The 21,320-nt window shown below is 58.0% G+C and carries 21 protein-coding genes; 5 read left to right on the forward strand and 16 right to left on the reverse strand.

Annotated features, from left to right (window positions below):
- Positions 1-46: 46 nt before the first annotated feature.
- The 3 genes from mraZ to MHY13_RS04665 form a co-directional block, all read right to left on the reverse strand.
- Positions 47-481 (reverse strand): division/cell wall cluster transcriptional repressor MraZ, encoded by a 435-nt coding sequence (mraZ, locus tag MHY13_RS04655; RefSeq protein ID WP_005324499.1) that lies wholly within the window; start codon positions 479-481, stop codon positions 47-49.
- 449 nt (positions 482-930) lie between these two features.
- The gene (locus tag MHY13_RS04660) at positions 931-1,329 is read right to left on the reverse strand and encodes a DUF3040 domain-containing protein (protein WP_239193612.1); all 399 of its coding nucleotides are present in this window, start codon (positions 1,327-1,329) and stop codon (positions 931-933) included.
- A 109-nt stretch (positions 1,330-1,438) separates the two neighbouring features.
- On the reverse strand, positions 1,439-1,870 hold the full coding sequence (locus MHY13_RS04665) for an SAV_6107 family HEPN domain-containing protein (RefSeq protein ID WP_239281489.1): 432 nt from the start codon (positions 1,868-1,870) through the stop codon (positions 1,439-1,441).
- 227 nt (positions 1,871-2,097) lie between these two features.
- Here MHY13_RS04665 and MHY13_RS04670 point away from each other — a divergent pair, with 227 nt between their 5' ends.
- The 3 genes from MHY13_RS04670 to MHY13_RS04680 are packed head-to-tail and all read left to right on the forward strand — an operon-like array spanning position 2,098 to position 5,281.
- Entirely contained in the window at positions 2,098-2,652 is a 555-nt protein-coding gene (locus MHY13_RS04670) for a GNAT family N-acetyltransferase (protein ID WP_239281491.1), read from the forward strand.
- 50 nt (positions 2,653-2,702) lie between these two features.
- The gene (locus MHY13_RS04675; protein ID WP_239281675.1) at positions 2,703-3,782 is read left to right on the forward strand and encodes a polyprenyl synthetase family protein; all 1,080 of its coding nucleotides are present in this window, start codon (positions 2,703-2,705) and stop codon (positions 3,780-3,782) included.
- 8 nt (positions 3,783-3,790) lie between these two features.
- Complete coding sequence (locus tag MHY13_RS04680) at positions 3,791-5,281, forward strand: alpha-(1->6)-mannopyranosyltransferase A (protein WP_239281493.1); 1,491 nt, start codon at positions 3,791-3,793, stop codon at positions 5,279-5,281.
- Here MHY13_RS04680 and MHY13_RS04685 read toward each other — a convergent pair.
- Entirely contained in the window at positions 5,250-5,654 is a 405-nt protein-coding gene (locus tag MHY13_RS04685; protein ID WP_080970387.1) for an Rv2175c family DNA-binding protein, read from the reverse strand. The two genes, MHY13_RS04680 and MHY13_RS04685, sit on opposite strands and share 32 nt — an antisense overlap.
- 10 nt (positions 5,655-5,664) lie before the next feature.
- On the opposite strand from MHY13_RS04685, the gene MHY13_RS04690 reads away from it, so the two are divergent.
- Complete coding sequence (locus tag MHY13_RS04690; RefSeq protein ID WP_239281495.1) at positions 5,665-7,017, forward strand: serine/threonine-protein kinase; 1,353 nt, start codon at positions 5,665-5,667, stop codon at positions 7,015-7,017.
- Here the strand turns inward: MHY13_RS04690 and MHY13_RS04695 are convergent.
- Entirely contained in the window at positions 7,014-8,402 is a 1,389-nt protein-coding gene (locus tag MHY13_RS04695) for a class II 3-deoxy-7-phosphoheptulonate synthase (RefSeq protein ID WP_005328936.1), read from the reverse strand. The two genes, MHY13_RS04690 and MHY13_RS04695, sit on opposite strands and share 4 nt — an antisense overlap.
- 44 nt (positions 8,403-8,446) lie before the next feature.
- Complete coding sequence (locus tag MHY13_RS04700; RefSeq protein ID WP_204611416.1) at positions 8,447-8,956, reverse strand: polyadenylate-specific 3'-exoribonuclease AS; 510 nt, start codon at positions 8,954-8,956, stop codon at positions 8,447-8,449.
- Between the two features lie 74 nt (positions 8,957-9,030).
- Between MHY13_RS04700 and MHY13_RS04705 the strand changes: the two genes are divergently transcribed.
- Positions 9,031-10,212, forward strand: coding sequence for a glycosyltransferase 87 family protein (locus MHY13_RS04705; RefSeq protein ID WP_239281497.1), 1,182 nt, complete (start codon positions 9,031-9,033; stop codon positions 10,210-10,212).
- Here MHY13_RS04705 and MHY13_RS04710 read toward each other — a convergent pair.
- From MHY13_RS04710 to MHY13_RS04755, 10 genes are all read right to left on the reverse strand, one after another.
- Positions 10,118-11,212: a hypothetical protein gene (locus tag MHY13_RS04710; protein WP_239281507.1), complete on the reverse strand. Its 1,095-nt coding sequence runs from the start codon at positions 11,210-11,212 to the stop codon at positions 10,118-10,120. The two genes, MHY13_RS04705 and MHY13_RS04710, sit on opposite strands and share 95 nt — an antisense overlap.
- A gap of 62 nt (positions 11,213-11,274) precedes the next feature.
- Complete coding sequence (locus tag MHY13_RS04715; RefSeq protein WP_239281509.1) at positions 11,275-12,015, reverse strand: 1-acyl-sn-glycerol-3-phosphate acyltransferase; 741 nt, start codon at positions 12,013-12,015, stop codon at positions 11,275-11,277.
- Positions 12,016-12,038: 23 nt separating this feature from the next.
- Positions 12,039-12,971 (reverse strand): ROK family protein, encoded by a 933-nt coding sequence (locus MHY13_RS04720; protein ID WP_239193594.1) that lies wholly within the window; start codon positions 12,969-12,971, stop codon positions 12,039-12,041.
- A gap of 38 nt (positions 12,972-13,009) precedes the next feature.
- Complete coding sequence (locus MHY13_RS04725; protein ID WP_239281511.1) at positions 13,010-14,113, reverse strand: glycosyltransferase family 4 protein; 1,104 nt, start codon at positions 14,111-14,113, stop codon at positions 13,010-13,012.
- A complete protein-coding gene (locus tag MHY13_RS04730; protein WP_239281513.1) occupies positions 14,114-15,157 on the reverse strand; it encodes a C40 family peptidase in 1,044 nt (347 codons plus the stop codon).
- A gap of 114 nt (positions 15,158-15,271) precedes the next feature.
- The gene (locus MHY13_RS04735) at positions 15,272-15,901 is read right to left on the reverse strand and encodes a C40 family peptidase (protein WP_204608313.1); all 630 of its coding nucleotides are present in this window, start codon (positions 15,899-15,901) and stop codon (positions 15,272-15,274) included.
- Between the two features lie 956 nt (positions 15,902-16,857).
- Positions 16,858-18,480: a cytochrome bc complex cytochrome b subunit gene (locus tag MHY13_RS04740; protein WP_204608311.1), complete on the reverse strand. Its 1,623-nt coding sequence runs from the start codon at positions 18,478-18,480 to the stop codon at positions 16,858-16,860.
- Positions 18,480-19,700, reverse strand: coding sequence for a ubiquinol-cytochrome c reductase iron-sulfur subunit (locus MHY13_RS04745; protein WP_204608309.1), 1,221 nt, complete (start codon positions 19,698-19,700; stop codon positions 18,480-18,482). Before MHY13_RS04745 ends, MHY13_RS04740 begins: the two co-directional genes overlap by 1 nt.
- Positions 19,697-20,584, reverse strand: coding sequence for a c-type cytochrome (locus MHY13_RS04750; RefSeq protein ID WP_005324465.1), 888 nt, complete (start codon positions 20,582-20,584; stop codon positions 19,697-19,699). Before MHY13_RS04750 ends, MHY13_RS04745 begins: the two co-directional genes overlap by 4 nt.
- 53 nt (positions 20,585-20,637) lie before the next feature.
- Positions 20,638-21,222 carry a heme-copper oxidase subunit III gene (locus MHY13_RS04755; RefSeq protein WP_179386734.1) on the reverse strand — a complete coding sequence of 195 codons (585 nt, stop codon included), beginning with the start codon at positions 21,220-21,222 and terminating at the stop codon, positions 20,638-20,640.
- Between the last annotated feature and the right edge of the window lie 98 nt (positions 21,223-21,320).

Raw genomic sequence — 21,320 nt, forward strand, 5'->3', positions numbered from 1 at the left:
AATCATCCGCCTCGGACAGAGTCCTTACACGCACTCTTGTGCAGGCTTAGAGCAAGCCCGCCAGCACGTCATCGGCATCTGCTGCCGAATAAGCATCTTCAGTTTGCGACTGGTACTCAGCCCACGCGGCTGCGTCCCAAATTTCGAGAAAGTCCACAGAGCCAACCACAACGCACTCCTTGGACAAATTGGCATATTCCCGATGCCCCGCAGACAACGTAATGCGCCCATGCCCATCCGGCCGCTGTTCGTCCGCACTTGCTGCCAAGTTACGAATGAAAGCTCGTGCTTCTGGGTTGGTTCGAGAAACCGCCGCAGCCTTCCGTGCGCGTGCCGCAAATTCCTCCCGCGGGTACACGGCCAGCGAGTGGTCCTGCCCCTTGGTGACCATGAGGCCACCCGCGAGTTCATCGCGAAACTTTGCCGGAAGCGTAAGACGTCCCTTGTCATCGAGCTTCGGAGTATAGGTTCCGAGAAACATCCCGGCGTCCACCTTCCTTACTCGAAAACTCCGGATTCTCTTACTTCAGAATCGAGGCCCTTGAGCCCCTCTTTCCTCCGCTGCGCCCCACTCTACCCCACTTTCCCCCACCTAACCCACTTAAAGCGGCGTGTCCCCCGGATTACTCTCTATTACTTGCAGCTAGACAATAGTTTTTCCAGTGGGAAGAAATCCCACAAAAGGCCTTGACAGTCTGCCGCAACCACCCCTTTGACCCCACCTGCAACACCAACATAATGAGCCCCACTCCACACACCGACCCCATATGCTGTGTTATCGAGGACTTTTAGCTAAGTCCATGGGGCAACCACCCCACCATTGCCCACCCAGCGCCTCATCCGTGGGGCAAAGTGGGGAATTTTGGCGCGGCACAAAAATCCCCGGTTGACCCTTACTGGGCCAACCGGGGCAAACTAAATTAAAAAGCGCTAACGCTCCTCAAAGCGGCGACGGAAGTTTTCCTCCAACTTGCCGCTGACTCCACCACTGCGGGACGCGGACTTCTTTGCACGAGCGCCGGAATAATGACCCTGGGCAGAATGCCCAGATCCGTCTCCGCGCAACATCCACACGCCGGCGGCAAACATCACCAAAAAGCCCGCGATAGAAAGCACGATAAACCACAGGCTTTGCTGCGCGAGAGCAACACCGCCGACAAGCATGCAAAGGCCAACGACAACGAGCGCTACACCTCGGAGGGTTACCGCACCGCCAGATCCGCCGAACGACGCAGGCTCAGAAACGGAAGCGCCAAACTTAGGATCGTCAGCAAGTAACGATTCCTCAATTTCACGGAGCGTGCGTTGCTCCTGCTCGGAAAGGGACACTGTTCCTCCAACTAGGGATTGAGCTTCGGGCGGTAATAGTTCTATCTATATTAACGCCCAGAATAATCAGTATGTTCCCCAAAAGGTAGTGAGCGCCCCCACGGAGTGACTACGCAGCAAAAGAGCCGAAAGTAGTCCCCGCCTCACTTTCATCCAAAAATTGTGCGGCATGCTGCATGAGGCCATAAACATATTCCTCGCTCGGCGCTTCATCCAGCCCCGAAGACACGCGCGCACGAGTCCGCGAATATCCCTTAAAGGATTCAGCCCACCGCTTGTCTTCCACACCGACGAGCGCTAAACGATCCCATGCACTGGAGGGAAGGCGGCGGCGCCGAGCCACTACAGATGCAGCCACTCGTGCGCCAGCAGTACGTAGAGCCGATTGGTACGCCACCTCTAAGGCTTGATCGAATCGCCCCTCAGCCGCATAACCGCGCGCCACGTCTAATAATTCTCGTGCCTGGAAGAGGAACCGTGCCCGCTTGCCGCCTTCTCGCCCAAGAGAACGGGTACGCGTTGCCGAAATAATCTGTGCCATTGTCTTTGCCCTTAACTAAATAAATAACGTCGTTGAACTGCCCCCGACCCTAAGCAAGCCGCCAGACATTCCACCCTTGACAATAGTTCACGTGTTCGATTTGATCAACGTTGATTGCAGGCCACAACTTAACTGCAGCCCGCTTGTTCGATTCCCTATTGCGACTTTCGAAGAACGGAGTAAGCCTCGCTTTCCCTCCGCTACAGACATCTGGTGTCATAGGAAGTGTGAGCTTTGAAATTCGCCGCCTAACCCCGCCGGAATTCTCCCTGCTAGCCCCGCAGTTGGTGGAAATCTACATCGAGGCAATGCACTACAATCCCGCGATCTTGCATAGCCGCATCTCAAGCTGGCGAAATGACGTGACCCGCCCCGGATTCAGCGCGCAGATTGTCACCCATGACAATGGCATCGTCGGCGTGGCCTATGGGTTCTTAGGCTCCCCAGATAGCTGGTGGGACGCTGAGCTTCGCCGCGGACTCCGGCTACAAGGTGGCCCCACCGAAGAGCAATGGGACATTGTGCGCAACTACTTTGAGTTGGCAGAGATTCACGTCTTGCCGCAGTACCAGGGGCACGGCCTAGGCAGAAAACTATTAGAGGGATTGCTATGGAATGCCCCGGCGCGCTATGCGCTGTTGTCCACGCCCGAGGTACCGAACGAGGATAACGGTGCCTTCCGCCTTTATAGAGCCGCCGGCTTCTTCGATGTCCTCCGTGATCATCTCTACCCCGCCGATTCCCGCCCCTTTGCCATATTGGGCGCGAGCCTGCCGCTGTAAACCTCTGTTATTTCTTGCGCAACCTAGCCGGTATCGTGTGGGGTGTGACTATGCAGAATATTCCTGAGCTTGCGGACATCCCCGGTGCGGTGCGCGAGGAACTCGCCACCTTTCTCGATCAACGCCGAGAGCAGGTGGCCGCAATTGGCGCCCCTGTAACAAAGGCCGTGAGCTTTTTGGAATCCTTCGTGCTTGACGGCGGCAAGCGAGTGCGACCTACCTATGCCTGGGCGGGCTACCTTGCCGCAGGTCAAGGAGAAGAAGATCCCGCGGCTATGCTCCGCGCGGCCGCCTCTTTGGAATTTATCCAGGCCTGCGCCCTTATCCACGATGACATTATCGATGCTTCCAATACCCGTCGCGGCAATCCTACGGTGCACCGGGGCGTCGAAAAGCTGCACCGCGAATCGGAATACTTGGGAGACCCAGAGTTCTTCGGCACCTCCGTAGCGATCTTGGTAGGCGATTTAGCGCTGGTGTACGCAGAGGACATGTTCCAAGATTCCGGCCTGAGTGCGGCCGCTTTGCACCGTGCTCGCAGCCCGTGGCGCGGCATGCGCACTGAGGTTATCGGTGGACAGCTCTTGGACATCTCTTTGGAGGCGGCAGGTTCCGAATCAGTAGAGCTTGCCAATTCCGTCAACCGCTATAAGACCGCCGCTTATACCATTGAACGCCCGCTGCACTTGGGCGCCGCCATCGCCGGTGCAAGCGAGGAACTTATCGCAGCCTTCCGCGGCTATGGGCACGATATTGGCATTGCCTACCAGTTGCGCGACGATCAGCTGGGTGTTTTTGGCGATCCCGCGGTAACCGGCAAACCTGCCGGTGATGACCTGCGCGAAGGCAAGCGAACCGAACTGTTAGCGCTAGCGCTCCAGCGCGCGGATGAGTCTGATCCACAAGCTGCTGCTACCTTGCGCAAGCTCATTGGCCACACCTCAGATCCCCAAGAGCTATCGCGTTTGGCCCAGATCATCGCTGATTCGGGCGCACCAGAAGAGATTGAGCGCCGCATCGATGCCCTAACGCAGTCGGGCCTGCAGCACCTGCGCGCTGCACAGGTGGATCCCACGGTCACCGAAACCCTAGAGCAGTTGGCTATCAAGGCCACTGCTCGCCGCAAGTAGGTTGTGCCGTGGCAAAGACGTACTCTTTTCCCATTCCACGCGCGCTGCCGCTGGGGATATCTGCCTCCTGCATTTTGCTGCTCGCGTCCTTTTCTGGCGGCGCCACCCGCAACCGTGGAGGACTCCTCGAAGCATTAAATATTGGCTTCTTGTCCTATGGGCACGGGCGCAATCTCGGCCTCGCGCTGTACTGGGTGGGTATTTTCCTCTTAGCCGCAGCGTGGGTGCTAGCTGGGCGCACCATCATTCGCCCGCAGCTCAAAAATCCTCTGCCTGAGGGCGGCTTGCGGCACATCCAGCGCCTCCTCATCGCCTGGGTAGCTCCCCTTTTATTAGCCGGGCCATTGGCCTCCCGCGATGTGTATTCCTATCTCATGCAAGGTGCTATGGTTCGCGATGGCTTCGATCCATATACCGAAGGTGCCGCCGTTAACCCCGGACCCTTCCTCCTTGAGGTATCACAAGATTGGCGCAATACCACCACACCTTATGGTCCCCTCCACCTGTGGATAGGAGAACTGGTCACCAGCCTGGTAGGAGATAACGTCACTGCAGGCGTGGTGATCTATAAGGTTCTTTCTCTGCTCGGGTTTATTGCCATCGCCTGGTCAATCCCCCGCATCGCCCGCAAACTCGGCGCGGATCCTGCGGTAGCACTGTGGCTTGGTGTAGCTAATCCAGTTATTATCGTGCACCTTATCGGCGGCATGCATAATGAGTCACTCATGGTGGGGCTCGTGTCTATCGGCCTGCTAGCGGCATTGCATAAGCGCTTCCACGCCGCCCTCATCCTCGTGGGCACGGCCGTGGCTATGAAGGCAACTGCGGTTATTGCGGCACCGTTTATCGTATGGATGATGCCCCACCACTACGCTCCCAAGGGCTCCAGTAAGTGGCGACAACTTGCTGTCTTTGTGCTATCTGGCATCGCCGCACTGGCAGAAATCATCGCCGCAGTAGCCCTCATCACGTGGGTTTCCGGCACGTCATGGGGCTGGCTATCGCAGGTAAGCGGCAATTCCAAGGTGATTAACCCGCTGGCAGGTCCCACCTTGGCCACCGATATTATCTTCCCAGCGGTACAAATATTTATGCCGGATGCGTCCTATAACGCCATCCTGGCCGTCCTGCGCAGCATCGCCATGGCCTGCATGCTCATTGGGCTGGTGACAGTGTGGTGGCTTTGCCGCAAGGACAACCGCGACGCTGTTATGGGCACCGCGGCCGCATACCAAGTTGCCTTCGTTTTCAATGCCGTGACCCTACCGTGGTACTACGCCTCTATCTTTACCCTGATGGGCACCTTCCGGCCGCCGCTCTGGCTCATCAAATTCACCACCGGCGTGGCCCTGTTTATCGGCGTCTCGTTCTCTGGCGATGGCAATCACCAGCTCTACAACTGGTTCTGGGTCATCGGCATGATTGTGGTGGCATGGTTTGCCACCCAGTGGATCTTTGAAGACGTGCCTAAAAAGCGGCAGCCTGCGCGCGCCGAATAACCTCGCGGGCAAGGTGACCGTGCAAAGCATCGATCGGGCGGCCCGGCAGCGAGTCATCCTCGGTAAAGAGATGCTTGAAGATTTCGTCGTCCTTATAGCCGCCGTCTGTCAACACGGTAATTGCCGCAGTTACATGCTTGGCAATGACGCCCTTGTCGTTGAAGAAGGCTAGCGGCACGCGCTTTCCTTCTGGGGAATCCCAGGCAATGAACTTCCGGTCCTGCAGCAGGTCATAAGCGCGGGTGATGGGCAGGTCTAGCTTTTCTGCCACCTGCTGCATGCTGAGCAGTTCTTCGTTAGCGAGCAAGGAATCGAGGGATTTTTCTTGGTTAGTCACGTTCTCTACTTTAACGCGGGCTAGATGATCAGCCATACTGGGAAGCATGACTAGGTTGGAAATTGGTGACGTTCTGGAGAATCGTTACCGGATCGATCGCCCCATTGCCCGCGGTGGCATGTCTACCGTCTATCGCTGCGTGGACATGCGGCTGGGGCGAGCGGTCGCGGCCAAGGTCATGGACGAGCGCTATTCCGATGACCCGGTCTTTATTAAGCGTTTTTCTCGCGAGGCTCGCGCCATGGCCCGCCTGCAGCATCCCAATCTCGTGGCTATTCACGATTTTTCCGCCGACGGCGAGCCCATTTATCTCATCATGGAGCTCATCGATGGCGGTACGCTGCGCGAGCTCTTGGCCGAGGGCGGGCCCTTTCCGGTGCAGGCGGCCACCTCTACCCTGCGCAATGTGCTGCGCGGCTTGGAAGAGGTGCACTCGACCGGGCTTATCCACCGCGACATCAAGCCCGATAATGTGCTTATTACATCCCATCACCGAGTAAAGGTGGGCGATTTTGGGCTGGTGCGTGCCACCAATGCCGAGGCTACCTCGGACATGATTGTGGGCACCGTATCCTACCTCGCACCGGAGCAGGTCACGGGCGAAGAAATTACACCGGCCTCAGATGTCTATTCAGCCGGCATTGTCCTCTTCGAGCTGCTTACCGGCACCGCTCCATTCTCGGGGGATACTCCCCTAGCGCATGCCACGGCCCGCTTGGATTCCGACGTCCCCGCGCCGTCCTCGCGGATTTCTGGGGTGCCCAAGCTTGTCGACGCCCTCGTGGCCACCGCCACCGCCCGCGATCCCCGCGAGCGCTTCGCCGACGCCGGAGAATTCCTCGAGGCGCTCGATGATGTTTGCCGAGAGCTCGATCTTCCGGACGTGACCATCCCCGTGCCAAGGAACGCTGCCGCGGCGCGCACGGCACAAGCACCCACGGATTTTTCGGGCACTGGAGCCACGGAAATTTTCGAACCCACCCGCAGCATTCCTCAGGGTGAAACGGAGCATCTCGACGGCGGCCCGACTGAAGTCATCCCGCCGCAGCGCCTTAGCTTTGAGACGAAACTGGATTTGCCACAGGCCGGGGCCGCTCCAGAACCGGAGCCGCAATCATTGTCACGCCCCCAGGCACAGCCGTATTCCGCGACCGAGCCCCCACTCGAACCATTTGGGCCGGCGGCTGCCTCTGCGCCTGCACCGGTACCTGCTCCTGTCCCCGAGCAGCCGGTCCAGAGCGCGCATGAAGAACCCGCCGAGCGTCCGCTGACCAACCGCAATCCGCTGTCACTAGTGCTGTACTTAGTAGTGGTCGCGATTGCGGTGGGCGCGGTGGCTATCGGCGGGTGGTGGTTCGGCTCCTCGCTCTACGGCATGACGCCGAACCTGTGGATTTAGTTACGTAGCATCTCCGCGATGAGGAAGGACAGCTCGAGCGACTGCTGAGTATTAAGGCGCGGATCCACGGCCGACTCGTAGCGGCCCGGCAGATCCACGTCGGTAATGTCCTCGGCGCCGCCCAAGCACTCGGTGACGTCTTCACCGGTGAACTCAAGGTGTACGCCACCCGGGTGGGTACCCAGTTCGCGGTGAACCTCGAAGAAGCCTTGGACCTCATCCACGATCTTGTCAAAGTGGCGAGTCTTGTAGCCATTAGAAGCGGTGAAGGTATTGCCGTGCATCGGGTCGGACTGCCATACCACCTTGTGGCCGGAGTCTTCCACTGCCTTGACAATGGCAGGCAGAACCGTGCGCACCTTATCGTGTCCCATGCGCGAAATCATGGTCAGGCGGCCTGGCTCGCGATTCGGGTCCAGCCTTTCCGCGTACTCCACGGCCTGCTCCGGGGTGACGCCCGGTCCCAGCTTGATGCCCACTGGGTTACCAATCATCGCCGCAAAGTTCACGTGGAAATCTTCGATGCCACGCGTGCGCTCACCAATCCATACCTGGTGTGCGGAGAGATCGTAGAGCTTGGTATCGCCGTTATTGTCCTGACCCAAGCGCAGCATGGAGCGCTCGTAGTCCTTCAGCAATGCCTCGTGCGAGCAGTAGATATCGGCCGAGCGCAGGGTGTCATCGTGCACGCCACAGGCATTCATGAAGTTCAAGCCGTTTTCAATCTCCCGGGCCAAGTCCTGGTAGCGGGCACCAGCGCGGGAATTGCGCACGAACTCGCGGTTCCACTCATGCAGGCGATAAAGATCCGCAGTGCCGGAAGAGGTCAAAGAACGCACGAGGTTCATTGCCGCCGAAGAGTTCGCGTAAGCGCGGATCATTCGGGCCGGGTCGTGGCGACGAGCCTCATCGGTGGGCTCCACGCCATTGACAATGTCACCGCGGTAATTCAACAAACCATTGGAGTCCGTATCGGAAGAACGTGGCTTGGCGTACTGGCCAGCGATGCGGCCGAGTTTAACCACGGGAACGGATGCGCCGTAGGTCAACACCACGGCCATCTGCAGCAGCGTTTTCACATTGCCACGGATATGCGGCTCAGTATTGGACTCAAAGGTTTCCGCGCAATCGCCGCCCTGGAGCAAAAAGGCGTTACCCAAGGCAACGTCTGCCAGCTTCTTCTTGAGCGCCTCGATCTCGGGCGCAACCACGATGGGCGGCACGGACTCGAGAATCTTGCGCACGTTATCGGCCTGGGAAGTATCCCAGCTGGGCTGCTGCTTTGCGTCACGCTTGATGACGTCCTGGAAGACCTCGTCGATGCCGGCGGGCAATGGCGGAAGGTCTGGCAGAACGCCTTGCGGAATATCTACTGTCCAACTCACACTGCTATTTAACCATCAAGCGCCTATCGCGAGTTAGTTAAATTCTAGATATTAATTCTATTACCCTTAGACAGCGGAAGCACCTGGGCGCAGGCTCGGAACTTGGCGAGGTTATGGCGGGCGTCGACAAGCGCATCGTGATTGCCCTTAGGCACGGCCGGCAGGCTCGGTCGCCCTGCAAATTCCCAATACTGCTTCAGCTCGCGGGTATAGCGTGGCATGCGCTTGGGCAGTCCGGCCATATCGCCCCACAGCTGCGCCAAAACCACATGATCATAGGCGCCCACCCACGCCCACAGCTCTACCGGAGTTGAGCTCTGGGTAAGAAACTCGAAGACCTCCGCGCGAATGGTCTCCAGAGGCTTCCATACTGGGTCCCGCGGGCTGGGCAGCTTGGCCAGTACATTGTCTTTGACCCAAGAATTGGCCTTGGACGGATCGAAATCCGTAGACACGGCGTAGTACTCGCTGCCATTCTCACCGACGATGCCGATGGAGACCAATTCAATGGTTTGTCCATCTTCGATAAATTCGGTGTCATAGAAGTAGCGCACGTCTCCCAAGCCTAGCGCCGCCTAGTCTGCGGCGATAAATTGGCCCCTTCAAGAGACGGTTGTACACTTCTGGCGTGAAGAAATCTTTGTGGTTTACTGCTTTGCCCTTGTGCCTCTCTGCCCTCGTGGCCCTTTGGTGGCTCATCGATATCCCGGAGCTTTTCTCCGGCAAGTTCTCCACCTACTACCACATTGACCTCGATGTTTACCGCGAAGGTGGAGCCGGATTTGGCAGCGACCTCTACGCCAAGGACTACCTCGTCGGTAGCAATCGCGATGTCTCTCTTCCCTTCACCTATCCGCCCTTTGCGGCGCTGCTTTTTGCCCCGCTGAGCTGGATTCCCCTCACCACCGCGAGCATCCTCGTATCTGTCGCCTCCTTTCTTGCCCTGTGGGTCTGCGTTGCCCTGGTCCTGCGCTCTCTTGGCTGCCCGGGATGGGCAGGCTGGGCGCTTCTAGCGGCGATGCTTACTGAACCGATTACGGAGACCTTCAGCTTCGGGCAGGTCAACATCCTGCTCACCGCACTCGTAGTGGTCGATATTCTCTGGCTGCGCCCTGGACACGGCAGGGGCGTGCTTACCGGTATCGCTATAGCGATCAAGCTCACCCCTGCGGTATTCCTTGCCGTATTTTTCGTCCGCCGCGAATGGCGCGCATTTTTCAGCGCCCTCGGTTCCTTTCTGGCAGCAGGGCTCATCGCCTTCGCCTGCAATCCACATAGCTCCATCCAGTACTGGAGCGAAACACTGCGCGATTCCAACCGCATCGGTGGACTTGCCTATAGCTCCAACCAATCTCTGCGCGGTTTCTTTAGCCGCCTAGCCCCCGACCACGCTGAAAAGCTGTGGCTTGTGGCCGTCGTCCTCGTCGTTGCCATCGTGTGGTTTGCCATGGAGCGCCTCTCCCACGAGAACCAGGCGGTACTCATGCTGCTGGCCGCTTCAGTATCGCTCCTGTGCTCGCCCGTGTCATGGTCACACCACTTCACCTGGCTGGTATTGGCGGGTGTGCTGCTAGTGGCGCAGCGCTACTGGGCGCTCGCTGCGCTGACGTGGCTCGCGCTTTTGGCCCGCGGACATTGGCTTGTCCCCCATGCCAATGACCAAGAGCTGAACTGGGAATGGTGGCAGCATATTGTGGGCAATGACTACGCCATTGTTACTGCGCTGCTGGTTCTTTGCTCGCTACCATTGGCTCTACGACGGGCCGGCGCTTATCAATCCGCGGCGGAACCAGCGTCCAGCCAAGGATAGGCACCTTCCCGAGCGCCCAAAGCGCTACCGATGCCGCAGCGGAGTAGAAGAAACACATTCCGATCCAGGACCAGGTATTTTCCATCGGCCACTGGCCAGCAAGGCTCACCACATAGTCGCGGTGGGCCATGAAGAAGCCGTACCCCAGCGTCATGCCGATCGGGTGGGCCAAGTAAATGGGCAGGGTATGCCGGCCCACGAACTTTACAAAAGTAGACAGCGCCGGAACATGACTAATAAGGACAGCACCGACGATGCCCGCTGGGGTTTCAAGCGTCTGCTCCGCAAAGCGGATCAGCAGGTCTAGATCGCCTCGGCCAAGAATATCCCCGCCTGGCAGTGGCCACTGCACCGCTACCTCGCCTTCGACGGCATTCCAGGTGTGCCGGATGGTAAGTCCCGCGATGTAGCTGATGATTGCCGCACCATATGCCCACATAGAGGCCTTGCGGAAGGTGCCTTTGAAGGGTGCTTCGGCGGCGTCGGCAAACCGCGTAATAGGCCCGCGCAAATAGGCCGCACCGACGAAGATGGGCAAGAACATGATTGCCTTGCCAATAAAGTAGTAATGATGCTGCCACGCTATAAACAGCAGCGGCGCAAAGCTCAGGCCAATGCCTGCCCACGCGGGCAACTTGCGTACGGCCCACAAAAATATATTGAAAAAGATAAGCGCGTGAATGAACCACGCCATGGTATGGCCTAGCAGCAGGTTATAGAGCAGATCCGTAAGCTGCAGATAGGGATCACCAAATACCCAGTGGTACTCGATGCGCTTAGTCCACAGCTCAACGGTCATCCACACCGTATAGGGCACGAGAAAAAACCACAGGCGGCGGGTAAAAAGCTCGCTGAAAGAATAGCGAAAGATCTTGGTAGAGAAATAGCCGGATACGAGGAAAAACAAGGGCAGGCGAAGGGGATCCAGCCACATGTTTAGGTCAGCCAACCACGTTAGCTCACCTTCCGGAACCACCAGCGTGACGTGCAAGAGCACCACGCCGATAATGGATACGCCTTTAGCGGTATCTGGCCAAGCTAAGCGGGCCTTGGGAATAGTGATTACCTCCCCTTGTATTCAGCGCCGGCGGGGTAACCATGGCCGGCTTTGAGCGAAGCCTTCACATCGGAGGCGTACACATCAACATAAGGCTGATCACTCAGCTCGGCCAAATTGCGCATCACAAAGTCGGTGAAGGCGCGAATAGTGTCATGCTCGGCCGGATTCATCCCGCGCTCCTTGGCCCACTCATGCGGCCAGATGGGGTCTCCTACCCGCACGCCAACCTTGAAGGGGCGGGGAATCCACGAGCCAATGGGATTGGCCTTGCGCGAATTGATCATCGCGATGGGAAATACTGGCTGATTAGTCTCCATGGCGATGCGCGCCATGCCGGTGCGTCCCCTGTACACGCGGCCATCTGGGGAACGAGTTCCTTCCGGATAGATACCGAAGAGATCGCCACGGGACAAAATGCCTTCTGCGGTTTCCACGATGGCGTCGCCAGCGTCCTCGCTATCGCGCTCGATGGGGACCTGGCCTACCGAGGTAAAGAACCACTTTTGCAGGCTACCAACAAGACCCGGAGTGGTGAAGTATTCCGACTTAGCCGGAAACGTTATCTGGCGCGGACACACCAAAGGAAAGAAGAAGGAATCCATAACCGCCTGGTGATTCGACACCAAAATCGCAGGACCCTCAGCGGGGATTTTCTCGATGCCCTCGGTCCACGGGCGATTCCATACTCGCAGGGCGGGTCCGAAGAAGATGTGCTTAAAAGTCCAGTACCACTTGTTTTTCATCGCCAGGTCGTCCTTTGTTAGTTTTAACGGCCACTGCGGGCCAAATCGGCTACGCCAATCATACCCGCTGCCGACCCTAATTCTGCGGTGGCAACACGTGCGAGGGGGCGATGCCCTGCCCCGACAATATCCTGTCCCATGGCTTGGGCAGCGCCCTCGAGGTAGAGGTCCGCATCTTGGGATACGCCGCCGCCGAGCACGATGAGCTCCGGATCCAAAACATCAGCAACAATGGATAGGCCCTGGCCCAGCCACCGGCTGAAGTCTTCCATTACCGCTACGGCAAGCGGATCTCCACGGCGCGCCGCTTGGGTAATTTCCTTACCGGTGGGCTCAGCCGGCAGCGAGGTTTCATAGCTCCCACGCAAATCGGCGCAGGTATCCGGCAACGCGGTGCCGGAGGCATAGCGTTCCAAGCAGCCGCGCTTGCCGCAGGAGCACTGCCGACCATTAGGGACTACCACGATATGCCCAAATTCTGGGGCGGTGCCAAACGCGCCGCGGTAGATGGTGTCATGCGTCATCAGCGTGGCGCCGATACCTGTTCCTACCGCAAAGAAAACCCAATCCTCCGCTCCGCGGCCAGCACCAAAGCACCACTCACCCCACGCGGCGGAATTTGCATCATGCTCCAACCGCACGTGCATACCGAGCTTCTGCGAGAGTGATTCCCGCACTTTGGCGTGCCGCCAGGGAAGGTGCGGGGCGAAGCGCACTACCTCGCACGTAGGATCCAAAAATCCCGCCAAGGCGAGGCCAACGGCGTCCACCTCATAGTCAGCGCGCAGCTCATCGACGATGCCCACAATGTCCGCTTCCAGCTGCTCTGCGTCCATGGAAGTAGGAACCGTGCGGCTCGCGAGAATCTCACCCTCCCGAGTGATCACTCCGCCGCGCACGTTGGTGCCACCGACGTCGAAGCCGATAGTCAGATCGGCGGAGTTGTTCTTAAGCATGCATAACAGAATATACCGACAACCGGGTTAGGGTCACATCAAGACATCAGCTGCCGCAATCGCTGCCCCATTATCCGCCACGTCCAATTCTCTTCCACATGGCGACGCCCCGCCTGCCCCATGCGAAGCCTACGCTGCGGGTCAGCCAAGAGAGCTTTCAACGCTCCAGCTAGTTCCGGCACAGATCCGCCCTTGACGACGACCCCCGTTTCCCCCGTCACCGTCTCCGGTGCACCACCGGAGTCTCCAGCGACAACCGGCAGGCCGCACGCTTGCGCCTCCAAATAGACGATTCCCAAGCCCTCGACGTCAAGCCCTCCGCCGCGAGTGCGGGCCGGCATGGCAAAAACATCCGCTGCATGCAATGCAGTCTCAATGCTTTCTGCTTCTTGGATCACTGCGTCCGGGCAGTACATTTCCGCCAGTTGCTCTAGGGCCGCGCGATAGCGTCCGCGGCCTATGAGCAGTAGCTGTGCATCTGGGAAGTCCTCGCGCACTAAAGGCATAGCGCGGAGCAGCTGGTCTTGACCCTTGCGCGGGACAAACCGTGAAATGCAGACGATGGTCGGCCCTGCAACCCCGAACTCTGCCTTCGCCGCTGCGCGGTTCTCTGGCGTGGCTGGAGAAAGGCCTTCCACGCTCACTCCGGAAGGCAGGTGCTCCCAGCGCGGATTCGGTCCAAATGGTCGACGCAACCGACGCAGGGTGTAGTCAGAAATATAGGTAATCACGTCAGCATTGTCACCAATGCGGCGCAGGCACTGCCGAGCAACGGGCACCATTGACCACCCCACTTCGTGCCCGTGCGTCGTAGCTACCACACAGGTCGCCCCCGCCTCCTTTGCGGCCTTGCCCATCAAAGCAAGGGGCGCGGCTGCACCAAACCATACGATGTCAATATTTTCTGCGCGGATGATCTCCTGCATCCGACGCACCGTGGCGGGCGTCGGCAACATCACGCGGCGAGGCCAGCGGATGACCTTGTAGTCCACCCCAGCATCGAATTCCGCCGGCGATTCCTGGGTTGAGGCGAAGACCACGACATCGCGCGGATCTAAGGTCGCTACGAAATCGCGCAGGTAAGACTGAATCCCGCCAATCTTGGGCGGGAAGTCATTGGTTACCAGCAGAACGCGGGCCACTTAGTACCGCGCCGTTCCGGTAATCGGCATGGACTTCAGCGGTACTACCTGAACAGGCACGCCATAGGTAGAGGCATGGACCACCTGACCATTACCGATGTACATGCCCACGTGAGTTACTCCCGGGTAATAGCCCACGATATCGCCCGGCTGTAGGTCTTCCAGCGGTACCGATGTGCCACCGGCAATCTGAGCTTGGGACGTACGCGGAATGGACTTGCCAATCTGCTGATACACCCAGAACATCAATCCAGAGCAGTCGAACTGATCGGGGCCAGCCGCACCCCAGCCATATGGAGCGCCCAGCTTCGACAACGCTGCGGAAGCAGCGCCGTCTGTGACCTCGCCCAAATCCATATCCGGCTTATCAGATCCGCCGAACTGGCCTTCCCAGGCCTCGCGCTGCTGCTCATCGAGAGCGTCCACCTGCTTCTCGATGTCCTTTTGCTGCTTTTCCAGCTCCTCTTTCTCCTTGAGGAGCTCTTCACGCTGCTCTTCCAGCGCCTTCTTTTCCTCGCGCACCTTCGCGGCGGCGTCGGCAGCCTTATGCTTTTCCTCCTCCGCCATGGAAGCGGCATTAGCCTTTGCATCAAGAATGCGCTGGGCCTTGCGGGAAAGCGCGCCGAGGTAGCCCATGCGCTCTACGGCATCGGAGGGATCTTCTGCAGCCAAGGCACCAGACACTGCCGAACGGGAATCACCGCGGTAGCGCGACTGTGCGATGCCATTGACACGGTCCTGCTGGGTGGAAACATCGCCCTTCGCCTCGTCCGCACGCGTTTGTGCCTCAGCGGCGACCTCCTCAGATTTAGCGACCTCAGCCTGCTTTTCCTCGAGCTTGACCTCAAGCTCTTTTACTTCTTCATTCTTGGCAGAAACTTTGCGCGCAACTTCGCCAACGCGCTCTACCAAGGCGTCCACATCTTCGGTGGCGCTCTCCTGTTGTGGAGCCGCCTCCTGCGCAAGAACCTGCGAAATCCCAGAAACCGACGTAACAGCAAGAGCCGCTGCAAGTGCAGCTGCAGGAAGTACTCGTTTAGACACGTAAGGACCCTTAGACTAAGAAAATTTTAAAAATCGTACTAACTATAGCGGGTTTTACCCCCTAATGCACGACAAAGCCCTCCCCGCGAAGGGGAGGGCAAGATCCGCTGCTTCTTAGAAGCGAACTGCGGAGTGAATCGGCATGTAGTTCAGGTCGCGCTCCTGAACCGGGACGCCGGAGTTAAGGGCGTCGATGATGGTGCCGTGGCCGGTGTAGATACCAACGTGGGAAGCACCACCGTAGTAAGCGATGATGTCACCCGGCTGCAGCTGATCCAGGGATACCGGGGTACCGGCGGCAGCCTGTGCCTGAGAGGTACGCGGGATCTGCTTGCCAGCCTGAGCGTATGCCCAGCTGGTCAGACCGGAGCAGTCAAAGGCGTTCGGGCCAGCGGCGCCGTATACGTACGGGGAGCCGATGACGGAGCGCGCTGCAGCCAGTGCCTTCTGGCCAACGGTCTGCTGTGCCGGAGCGGCCTGCTTGTGGCCAGCTGCTGCGTAGTTGGTGTTCTGCTGGTTAGAAACCTTACCCAGGGACGGAACGTAGCGGTCGATGTTCGGAACCTGGTCAATGTTCGGGACGTTTTCCAGACCTGCCACCTCAAAGCGGTAGTCAGTATTAGGTACGACGACCTCTGCTGCCTGTGCGACGCCCGGTGCGACGACGGCGGCGGTTGCAGCCAGTGCTGCAGTAGATGCGATGCGACGGGTGTTCTTCATGCCCTGACGACGGTGCTGTGCCATGAGTAAAACTCCAAATCTTCCTGCGCGCCTACTCCCTTTGTAAAGGAAGCTCTGACCCTGGGGGACTAGCGTTCGTTGGGAATCCGTTCCTTTAGGATTTCCTCCACTCGGCCCCTCAGTAGGAGGGGCCAGATGCGGCGCTGTAATTCTTCTGTTTAGATTGAGCACCTTTTCGGGCGGTAACTCAATGTCTCGAATAGGTTACGAAATCATCACAAGCAATGTCCATTCGCGACACCAAAATAACGTTTGTTATCGCTTCGTTACCTTCTGTTGACCTTGTCGAGATTTAACCTCCACATCGACGCTAGTTCCCACCAGAACTTGATGCTTTAAGTTCACAAGCTGCACAAACGACAGAGGATGGCAGACACCTGACCAAGAAATACCCTTACTAAGAAAACGATTAACAATTAAGAGGATTCTAAATTGTGACTTTCAGCACTAAGGCATATTGGCAGCCCCATCTCCCCCACCAATTTACTCCTTTACCGCACGCCTAGAGCCTTGTTTTCATCGCAACTGCGCCCTGCTTTGCCGCCTTTCCTTGCGGTGGTTCTAGCTAAACCGCTTTCCGACGCCCCTTAAGGCGCTCAATCGACGAGCGCAGCGTGCCTCAAGCCAATAGCCTTTCGGCATTCACACCTACCTGAGCCCACGCACTAGGCTCCTAAGGCTGTAAATCACGAGAGAACCACTAAACTCCGACAATACGAGCACCAGAACGTGTACTAAACCGACTGCACAACAACTTTCAGCAGCACTTCTTCAGATGCTCCAAGATTCATAAAGATTCTCAGGCACGCGACGCCCCCTTCGACAACTCTCGTAGCAGCCAGAAAAATGAGGACTGCGTTCGGAATCGATCTGTATATACGCAAGACCCGCCCTTGCTCCTTCAACAAGAGCAAGGGCAGGTCTGTGAGCGCGTTTCGAGTAGTCCTCAGGAAAAGCGGTTAGATGCGGCCGTTTTCCTCGTCCTCACGACGGTTAGCCTCGTTAAGGCGGCGGAACATCTCCGCTTCCTCGTCGTGATTATCGGAGTGGATTTCGTGTACTCGGCGCATGAGGGCCGAGTCATCAGGGCTGAAGGTGCCCTGGGTCTCGGAATCAGCGAGGCCGAGGTGGTTCAGCTGCTTCGGCACCTGAGCACCTGCGTACTCGAGCGGAACCGGGTGTCCATCGGCATCAACCGGGCCGAGCGGCTGGTGAACCTCGATGAAGGCACCATTCGGCATCTGCTTGATAACGCCGGTTTCAATACCGTGCTCCAGCACCTCGCGGTCAGAGCGCTGCAGACCAACACAAATGCGGTAGGTCATGAAGTACGCAATCGGAGGCAGCACGATGAGGCCGATACGACCAACCCAGGTCATAGCGTTCAGCGAAATCTGGAAGAAGTGTGCCACGTGGTCGTTACCACCGGAAAGGGTAACCAGCAGGAAGAACACGATCGCAGCCGCGCCGATAGCGGAGCGGGTAGGAACATCGCGCGGACGCTGCAGCAGGTTGTGGTGTGCATCGTCGCCGGTGAACTTCTTCTCCAAGAACGGGTACGCCATCAGCAGGACGACCATGAGGCCACACAGCAGGGCTACCCAGAACGCGGAAGGAATGGTGTAGTTGCCGATGTAGAGCTCCCATGCCGGCATGACACGAGCAACACCGTCAGTCCACAGCATGTAGATATCTGGCTGGGAACCAGCAGAAACCTGGGATGGGTTATAAGGTCCGAGCGTCCAGATTGCGTTGATGGTCAGCAGACCAGACATCAGCGCCAGTACGCCAGCAACCATCATGCCCATGCCGATAGCCTTAGTGGCAAAGACCGGCATAATGCGCACACCAACCACGTTGTTCTCTGCACGACCCGGTCCAGGGAACTGGGTGTGCTTCTGGAACCAAACCATAATCAGGTGGGCTGCAATCAAGCCAAGGATGATGCCCGGAATAACCAGAACGTGCAGGATGTAGAAACGATCCAACATCAGGTCAGACGGGAAGTCACCGCTAAAGATTGCCCAGTGCAGCCAGGTACCGATAATCGGCAGGCCCAGGATGATGGCGGACATGATTCGCAGACCAACACCGGAAAGCAGGTCGTCCGGCAGGGAGTAACCAAGGAAGCCCTCGATCATGCCCAGCAGGATAAGTGCGCAACCGATGATCCAGTTTGCCTCACGCGGACGACGGAATGCGCCGGTGAAGAAGATGCGCAGCATGTGCGCAACCATGGACATCATGAACAGCAAAGCTGCCCAGTGGTGCATCTGGCGCACGAACAGGCCACCACGAACTTCAAAGGAGATATCCAGCGCAGTGGCGTATGCGCGGGACATTTCTACACCATTAAGCGGTGCGTAGGTGCCGTCGTAAATGACCTTGGTGATGGACGGGTCGAAGAACAGCGCCAGATAGATACCGGTCAGTACAAGAATGATGAAGCTGTATAGCGCCATCTCACCAAGCATGAAGGACCAGTGGGTCGGAAAGACCTTGTTCAGCTGAGTCCTCAGCACGCCGGCGGCGCTATAGCGCTCATCCATATTGTTGCCCATTTGGGCGAGTTTATTGCTCATTATGACTTACGCTCCCAGAATGCCGGGCCGACAGGCTCAATGAAGTTGCCCTGTGCAACGAGGTAGCCCTCGTCATCCACCGTGATAGGCAGCTGTGGCAGTGCACGGGCAGCCGGGCCGAAGACCGGCTTTCCGTAGTGCAAAGCGTCGAACTGCGACTGGTGGCACGGGCACAGGATTCGGTTGGTCTGCGCCTCATACAGAGAGGTCGGGCAACCGATGTGGGTACAGATCTTGGAGTAGGCGTAGTAATCGCCGTGGTGGAAGTCTTCCTGACCTTCGCGCTCGATTGCCTTCTGGGCGTCGTGGTGACGCAGGCGAATCAGCATGACCGCATTGCGGTTGCCGTGAATCGAGTGCATGTGGTGCTCGTAGACATCGCGCTCGGCATCGTACTTGTCGCCATCGTTGACGTCTTCTTCTGCCAGCGGGAAGACGGTCTCCATGCCGCCTGCTGCCAGATCCTCCGGGCGCACACGAACCAAGCGGGTAACACCCTTGGTGCTGTAGTGCTCACCGGTTTCGCCAGAATGCTTCTCGGCGATAGTGCCGGTGTCGCGCGCCAGGTAGAGCTTGACGCCTTCATTGTGCAGGGTCCAACCGGAAGTCCACAGGGTGCCGTCGCCGGCATAGTTCATATTGTGGCGAACCTTCCAGGGGTTCTTGATTGCGCCGCCAAGCGGAGCAATCACGGTTAGACCGAACAGAACGCCGGCGCCGCCCAGCAGACCTTGGACGGTCTTGCGGCGACCCAGAGTCGAGGTCTTCCAAGAATCGTTCAGAAGGGCGGTCAGGGTACGGCGATCAACCTCTTCGGAAGGACCGTCGTGACGACGCTGCACGGAAATCTCTTCTGGGAGAATCTTCTTAACGTACTGAACGATGGCGATGCCCAAGCCGCAAATTGCGAGGGCAGCAGTAATACCCAGCAGAGGGGTGTAGAGAGTGTGCCAAATATGGCCCTCCTCCCCTAGCTGCTTGTACTGCCACGGCCAGAACAGATAAACGCCGAGGAACCCGAGACCGCCAATGACGGACAGGAACAACCAGATAGCAACGTTACGTCCAGCGCGCTTTTCAGCTGGGTCACCTTCGACTGGGAAACGTTCCTTACGGAACGCAACGGTGACGTCATCGAGCTCGGTACCAAGAGCAGCGAGTTCATCGTTGCTCATCCTGTCGAGCTCAGCGTTAGTGTAATTCTTCTTCACATTGCTCATGAGCGCGATCCAATCCACATAGCGGCAGCGCACAGGGCGCTAATACCGATAATCCACATTGCCAGGCCTTCCGCTACTGGGCCGAGACCACCAAGGTCCCAACCTGCTGGGGAAGGAGTTTCCTTTGCAGACTTGAGGTAGGCAATGATGTCCTTCTTCTCATCTGCGGTCAGCTGGCGGTCGGAGAACTTAGGCATGTTCTGCGGACCTGTCAGCATTGCCTGGTAGATCTCCTGCTCGCTTGCCGGAGCCAGCTCCGGAGCGAACTTACCGGAGGACAGAGCGCCGCCCTGGCCGGTGAAGTTGTGGCAGGAAGCGCAGTTCATGCGGAAGAGCTCGGAGCCCTTCGCTACGTCTTCTGCCTGGATTTCGCCATTGTAGTTAGCACCACGCAGCGATTCCTGAGCAACGCTTCCGTCGTCGTTGTAGACAATGTCTGCGCCGCCACCGTTGGCTGCAACATATGCAGCAAGAGCCAGAGTCTGCTGCTCGGTGTAGCGAGGAGCCTTGCGCTCTGCTTGGGCGTCGTTAGACATCATCGGCATACGGCCGGAGTGCACCTGGAAGTACACGGAACCAGCACCGATACCGACGAGGGACGGACCGCGACCTTCGATGCCCTGCAGATTGGCACCGTGGCAGGTGATACAAGCGGTGTCATAGATGTCCTTACCCTCTTGGACGAGGGCTTGGTCATCTTTTTCCGCCGTGGCGACCTGTGCGTCCGGGGTCAAGGCAGAAGCCAAGACGCCCGCACCGGACAGGCCAATCGCCAAAGCGAAGCCACCGGCAAGGGTGCGCTTCGCCTTGCGGCGACGGCGGGTCTTCTTAGCCGCCGCAGTGGTCTGCTCCACTGCCACGGACTGCGAATTGTTATCCATCATTTTCCTTTAGATAACTCGAACACGGGAGGACTGTTTGGGGATTGTGGCCAGTGCTACTGGACCAAGTAAATAACGGTGAAAACGCCGATCCACACAACGTCAACGAAGTGCCAGTAGTAGGACACTGCCATTGCTGCGGTCGCCTGTGCCGGCGTGAACTTGGACTTAGCAACGCGCGCGAGAATGATTGCAAAAGAAATCAGACCCGCGGTCACGTGCGCAGCGTGGAAGCCGGTGATGATGTAGAACACCGAACCGAAGACGCTGGACTGCACAGTCACACCTGCGTGAATCAACTCGGTCCACTCAAACGCCATGATGCCCAGGAACACAACGCCCAGTACCAGCGTTACGGTGTACCAGAGTCGAAGCTTGTAAACGTCACCCCTTTCTGCGGCAAACACGCCGAACTGCGAGGTCACAGAAGAAGAAATCAGCACTGCCGTAATGAGGAAACCCATGGGCAGGTTGATATGGGCGGTGTGCTCCGCCCAATCGCCTTCCTGACCGTTTGCTCGCGAGGTAAACCACATCGCGAACAGTCCGGCAAAGAACATCAATTCCTGAGACAGGAACACGATAGTGCCGACACTGACCATATTGGGTCGGTTCAGTGAGGCAGCACGTGGTGCTGTCATACCTTGGTTAGAAACTACGCTCGTCACAGTGGCTATTATGGCCGTTCCGGGCGCTGAAGTCACCTCGATTCCCCCCGCTTTCTCCATTCTTTTTTGAT

The sequence above is a fragment of the Corynebacterium sp. ACRPE genome (assembly GCF_022347435.1).
Classification (GTDB): Bacteria; Actinomycetota; Actinomycetes; order Mycobacteriales; family Mycobacteriaceae; genus Corynebacterium; species Corynebacterium tuberculostearicum_D.

What these genes read in the sequence shown, in the direction of transcription:
- mraZ (WP_005324499.1), bottom strand. Translation starts at nt 481, where the DNA reads ATGTTTCTCGGAACCTATACTCCGAAGCTCGATGACAAGGGACGTCTT.
- MHY13_RS04665 (WP_239281489.1), bottom strand. Translation starts at nt 1,870, where the DNA reads ATGGCACAGATTATTTCGGCAACGCGTACCCGTTCTCTTGGGCGAGAA.
- MHY13_RS04675 (WP_239281675.1), top strand. Translation starts at nt 2,703, where the DNA reads ATGCAGAATATTCCTGAGCTTGCGGACATCCCCGGTGCGGTGCGCGAG.
- MHY13_RS04685 (WP_080970387.1), bottom strand. Translation starts at nt 5,654, where the DNA reads ATGGCTGATCATCTAGCCCGCGTTAAAGTAGAGAACGTGACTAACCAA.
- MHY13_RS04690 (WP_239281495.1), top strand. Translation starts at nt 5,665, where the DNA reads ATGACTAGGTTGGAAATTGGTGACGTTCTGGAGAATCGTTACCGGATC.
- MHY13_RS04715 (WP_239281509.1), bottom strand. Translation starts at nt 12,015, where the DNA reads ATGAAAAACAAGTGGTACTGGACTTTTAAGCACATCTTCTTCGGACCC.
- MHY13_RS04720 (WP_239193594.1), bottom strand. Translation starts at nt 12,971, where the DNA reads ATGCTTAAGAACAACTCCGCCGATCTGACTATCGGCTTCGACGTCGGT.
- MHY13_RS04735 (WP_204608313.1), bottom strand. Translation starts at nt 15,901, where the DNA reads ATGGCACAGCACCGTCGTCAGGGCATGAAGAACACCCGTCGCATCGCA.
- MHY13_RS04740 (WP_204608311.1), bottom strand. Translation starts at nt 18,480, where the DNA reads ATGAGCAATAAACTCGCCCAAATGGGCAACAATATGGATGAGCGCTAT.
- MHY13_RS04745 (WP_204608309.1), bottom strand. Translation starts at nt 19,700, where the DNA reads ATGAGCAATGTGAAGAAGAATTACACTAACGCTGAGCTCGACAGGATG.
- MHY13_RS04750 (WP_005324465.1), bottom strand. Translation starts at nt 20,584, where the DNA reads ATGATGGATAACAATTCGCAGTCCGTGGCAGTGGAGCAGACCACTGCG.
- MHY13_RS04755 (WP_179386734.1), bottom strand. Translation starts at nt 21,222, where the DNA reads ATGACAGCACCACGTGCTGCCTCACTGAACCGACCCAATATGGTCAGT.